Annotated in this window: 2 protein-coding genes, 1 tRNA gene, 1 other RNA gene and 1 pseudogene; 2 read left to right on the top strand and 3 right to left on the bottom strand. The window is 34.8% G+C overall.

Translation table 11 applies throughout. The features are described from left to right. Positions 1–206 (bottom strand): annotated as a pseudogene (locus BO51_RS09890) (IS1634 family transposase); the annotation flags it as partial. 245 nt (positions 207–451) lie between these two features. Here BO51_RS09890 and BO51_RS09885 point away from each other — a divergent pair. Together BO51_RS09885 and clpB are read left to right on the top strand one after the other, a co-directional pair. Next, positions 452–1,396 (top strand): DnaJ C-terminal domain-containing protein, encoded by a 945-nt coding sequence (locus tag BO51_RS09885; RefSeq protein WP_496486243.1) that lies wholly within the window; start codon positions 452–454, stop codon positions 1,394–1,396. 13 nt (positions 1,397–1,409) lie between these two features. Next, positions 1,410–3,989, top strand: a complete 2,580-nt coding sequence (clpB, locus tag BO51_RS09880; protein ID WP_496486241.1) for an ATP-dependent chaperone ClpB — start codon at positions 1,410–1,412, stop codon at positions 3,987–3,989. Between the two features lie 49 nt (positions 3,990–4,038). On the opposite strand, the gene ffs is transcribed toward clpB, so the two are convergent. Together ffs and BO51_RS09870 are read right to left on the bottom strand one after the other, a co-directional pair. Then, positions 4,039–4,305, bottom strand: an RNA gene (gene ffs, locus BO51_RS09875) — signal recognition particle sRNA large type. 12 nt (positions 4,306–4,317) lie between these two features. Continuing rightward, positions 4,318–4,409, bottom strand: a tRNA-Ser gene (locus tag BO51_RS09870). Between the last annotated feature and the right edge of the window lie 200 nt (positions 4,410–4,609).

Raw genomic sequence — 4,609 nt, 5'->3', positions numbered from 1 at the left:
CTATTTTGTTCATCTTCTTTTTTATTTAATTCATCAATATATTTTTTTGCCCATTCAATAGGATCTTGTCCATTTAATTTTTCTTCTAATTCTTTTACAGTACCTAATTTCTCAACTATTTTAGTAGTACGTTTATTTCCTTCTATAACATCTTTGATAACATAAAGTGAAGTTGAATTCTTAGACTTTGAAAATGATAATCTCATATTAAAAATCCCTCCTATTCTTTATATTATAACATACTACGAGATAATACGAAACAAATATTTCCGAAAATTGACAAAAAAATAAAGCCTTTCCAATGGCTTCAGCGATTATTTTTTGGAGTAAGTGTCAAAGACCCGGGTAAAAATAGTATTGAAATGATGGAAAAATTTTTATATAATATATTAAGGTCAAAGAAAGTTAAAGACAAATAATACAACTGCGACCAAGAAAGTAGGTGATGAGTATGGAGTATAAAGACTACTACAAGATACTTGAAGTAGATAAAAATGCAACTCAAGATGAGATTAAAAAATCGTTCAGGAGATTGGCAAAAAAATATCACCCAGATTTGCACCCAGATGATCCGAAAGCACAAGAAAAGTTTAAAGAGATAAATGAGGCATATGAAGTACTAGGTGATGAAGAGAAAAGAAAGAAATATGATCAGTTTGGACAATACGGATTTTCTGGCGGCGAGCAATTTGACCCATCACAATTTGGATTTGGAAATTTCCAAGGTGGCAGAACATATACTTATACTACAGATAATATGGGAGATTTCAGCGACTTCTTTAATTTGATATTCGGAAATGACATGGGTAGCTCTAGAACTAGAGGATTTGACATAGGAGATATATTCGGGCAAAGAAGCTCTCAAAGAAAGCAAAAAAGGCAAGCTCCAAGCTATGAAGCTGAACTTACGATAAGCCTTGAAGAAGCATATAAAGGTTCAACAAGAGATGTGATGCTAAATATAAATGGAGAAAATAAGAATATAACTGTAAAAATTCCTAAAGGGATAACCGAAGGCAAGAAAGTAAAAGTAAAGGGCCAAAAATGGGGATTAGATGGTGACATACTCTTTAAGATAAATATAAGAGAAGATGAAAATACCAGATTGGAAGGGCTAGATGTATACAAAAAAGTAAAAGTATATCCATGGCAAGCATACTTTGGAGATAAGATTGTAGTTACTACACTAGATGGTAAGATTAGAGTTGAAATACCTGAAAAGACTAACACAGGGAAGAGATTAAGACTAAACAAAAAAGGATTTGTTGACTTAAAAGGCAATAAAGGCGATTTATATCTTGAAATTGAAATAGTAAACCCTTTAAATATGACAAAAGAGCAAGAAGATCTGTACAGAAAATTAAAAGAGATAACTACTCAAGAATTAAATAATTAAGCGAGGTGATAGTATGGATTTAGAAAAATTCACACAAAAAAGCATAGAAGCTATACAAGAATCACAAAACATAGCAATCAGATTAGGCAATCCTCAATTGGAAGATATCCATATTCATTTAGCACTTTTAAATGACAGAGATGGACTAATCCCAAGAGTATTGTCGCTTATGGACTTGAACTCAGAATTAGTAAAAGCTGATGTAGAAAGAAAAGTAGAAAAACTTCCAAAACAAACCGGAGGATCACTATATCCAAGTAGGACATATTCGAAGATATTGGTAGATGCTGAAGAAGAAGCAAAAAAATTTAACGACCAATATGTGAGCGTTGAACACCTTTATTTAGCGATATTAAATCAAAAGGGATCTATGTCAGAGGAAATTCTTAAAAAATACAATATAAATAGACAAAACTTCTTAGAAGCATTGAGAAAAGTAAGAGGAAATCAGACAGTAACATCAGATAATCCTGAAGCTACTTATGAGGCTCTTACCAGATTTGGAAGAGACCTCGTTGATGAGGCTAGAAAAGGGAAACTTGATCCTGTAATAGGAAGAGACAATGAAATAAGAAATGTAATTAGGATACTTTCAAGGAGAACTAAAAACAACCCAGTGTTAATAGGGGATCCAGGAGTAGGTAAGACAGCCATAGTAGAAGGCTTAGCACAAAGGATTGTAAATGGAGATGTACCAGAAGGTTTAAAAGATAAGACTATATTTGCACTGGATATGGGCTCATTGATAGCAGGAGCAAAATACAGAGGAGAATTTGAAGAAAGGCTAAAAGCAGTATTGTCAGAAATTCAGAAATCAAATGGAAGGATAATACTGTTTATAGATGAAATTCACAACATTGTTGGCGCTGGTAGAACAGAAGGAGCAATGGATGCATCTAACCTTTTAAAACCAATGCTAGCAAGAGGAGAATTGCATACAATAGGTGCCACAACATTAGATGAATACAGAAAATACATCGAAAAAGATGCAGCGCTAGAAAGAAGATTCCAAAAGGTTCTAGTATCTGAACCAACAGTAGAGGATACAATATCTATACTAAGAGGACTTAAAGAAAAATATGAAATTCACCATGGGATTAGAATTTCTGACGGAGCTGTAATAGCTGCAGCAACACTATCTGACAGATATATCACAGATAGATTTTTACCTGATAAAGCAATTGATTTAATGGACGAAGCTTGTGCGATGTTAAGGACAGAAATAGACAGCATGCCTCAAGAAATAGATGAAGTGCGCAGAAGAATACTTCAATTAGAAATTGAAAGAGAAGCTCTAAAAAAGGAAACTGATGAAGCTTCAAAACAAAGGCTGCAAAAGCTAGAAATGGAACTATCAGAGTTAAAAGATAAATTCAATTTATTGAAAGCTCAATGGGAAGAAGAAAAGAAAGAAATTGAAAAAGTAAAGAATATCAAAGAGGAAATAGACAAAGTAAAACGAGAGATTGAAGAAGCAGAAAGAAACTATGACCTTGAAAGACTTTCACAACTTAAATACGGTAGGCTAGTGGAATTAGAAAAGCAATTGGCAGAAGCTCAACAAAAAGACAACACTAGAGAAAGAATGCTCAAAGAAGAAGTAACTGAAGAAGAAATTGCTGAAGTAGTTGCAAAATGGACTGGCATACCTGTAAATAAATTACTTGAAACTGAAAGAGAAAAACTCCTAAATCTTGGGAATATATTGCATCAAAGAGTTATAGGGCAAGACGAAGCAGTAGATGCCGTAGTCGATGCAGTTTTGAGAGCAAGAGCGGGATTAAAAGATCCAAATAGGCCAATAGGAAGCTTTATCTTCATCGGACCAACTGGAGTAGGTAAGACTGAACTCTCGAAAGCATTGACAGAAGCTCTATTTGACGATGAAAAGAACATGATTCGTATAGATATGAGCGAATACATGGAAAAATTCTCAGTATCTAGACTAATTGGTTCACCACCAGGATATGTAGGATATGAAGAAGGCGGACAACTAACAGAAGCAGTAAGACGAAAACCATATTCAGTAGTGCTATTCGACGAAATAGAAAAAGCTCATCCAGATGTATTTAATATATTGCTTCAAGTACTAGATGACGGTAGATTGACAGACAACCAAGGAAGAACAGTAGATTTTAAGAACACTGTTATAATCATGACTTCTAATATTGGCTCAAACTATCTATTAGAAGGATTGCTAGAAGAAGGACATATATCAGAACAGACTAAAGAAAAGATAAACGCTGAGTTAAGAAGGACATTTAGACCTGAATTCTTGAATAGGATTGACGAAATTGTAATGTTCAAACCATTGCAAAGAGATGAATTGTTCAAGATTATAGATTTACAAATGAAACAAATAGAAAAACTTCTAGAAGATAGGAACATAACTATAAAATTGACAGATGAAGCAAAACAATTGATACTAAACAGATCATATTCAGTACAATACGGCGCAAGGCCAGTAAAGAGATTTTTACAAAAAGAAATTGAAACAAGACTAAGCAGGCTGATCATCGAAGGAAAAGTAAAAGATGGCAGCAAGATAACTGTAACAGTCAAAAACAATGAGATAGACTTAATAATTGAATAAAATAAAAGAAGCTAATTACTTTTAAAGTAATTAGCTTCTTTTTATGTAGCCGTGCACCTACCTTCGACTATCCCACTCCGAGCGGTACCTAGACAGTTAGCTCGAGTAAGGTTTCCCTGCGGCACACGGAAATTCTCACTTATCGCTGCTTCCTTCCGGACCTGACGAGGTTCATGAGTTTCCGTTGCGCAGGACCTGACTGTCAACACCACTTATCTAGGGCAGACCTCACAACAGGAAAGCCTCGAGTAGGACTTCAACCCTGCTATAGCGGATTGCAGGTTATAGGGCACCGCTACCTCCCCGTCTAGCACGGCAAAATTTATGATGGCGGAGAGAGAGGGATTCGAACCCTCGAGACGTTTATAGCGCCTACACGATTTCCAGTCGTGCGCCTTCGACCAGCTCAGCCATCTCTCCACGGACGATACAAAGAATATTATAGGACAAAATTTATTTTATGTCAAGGATAATGATTTTATTATATAAATAGGCAAAATGCAACTTAAAATGAAACACTTTTATCTCTGTTAATATGTCGTTGTTTATATATCTTGTGAACTCTTTTACATTATTTTACATCATTTGATGTTCTTCTCCCCTAGGGGAGAAGATTTTTG

Source organism: Soehngenia saccharolytica DSM 12858 (assembly GCF_059568515.1).
This window is presented reverse-complemented; position numbering and strand designations above follow the sequence as displayed.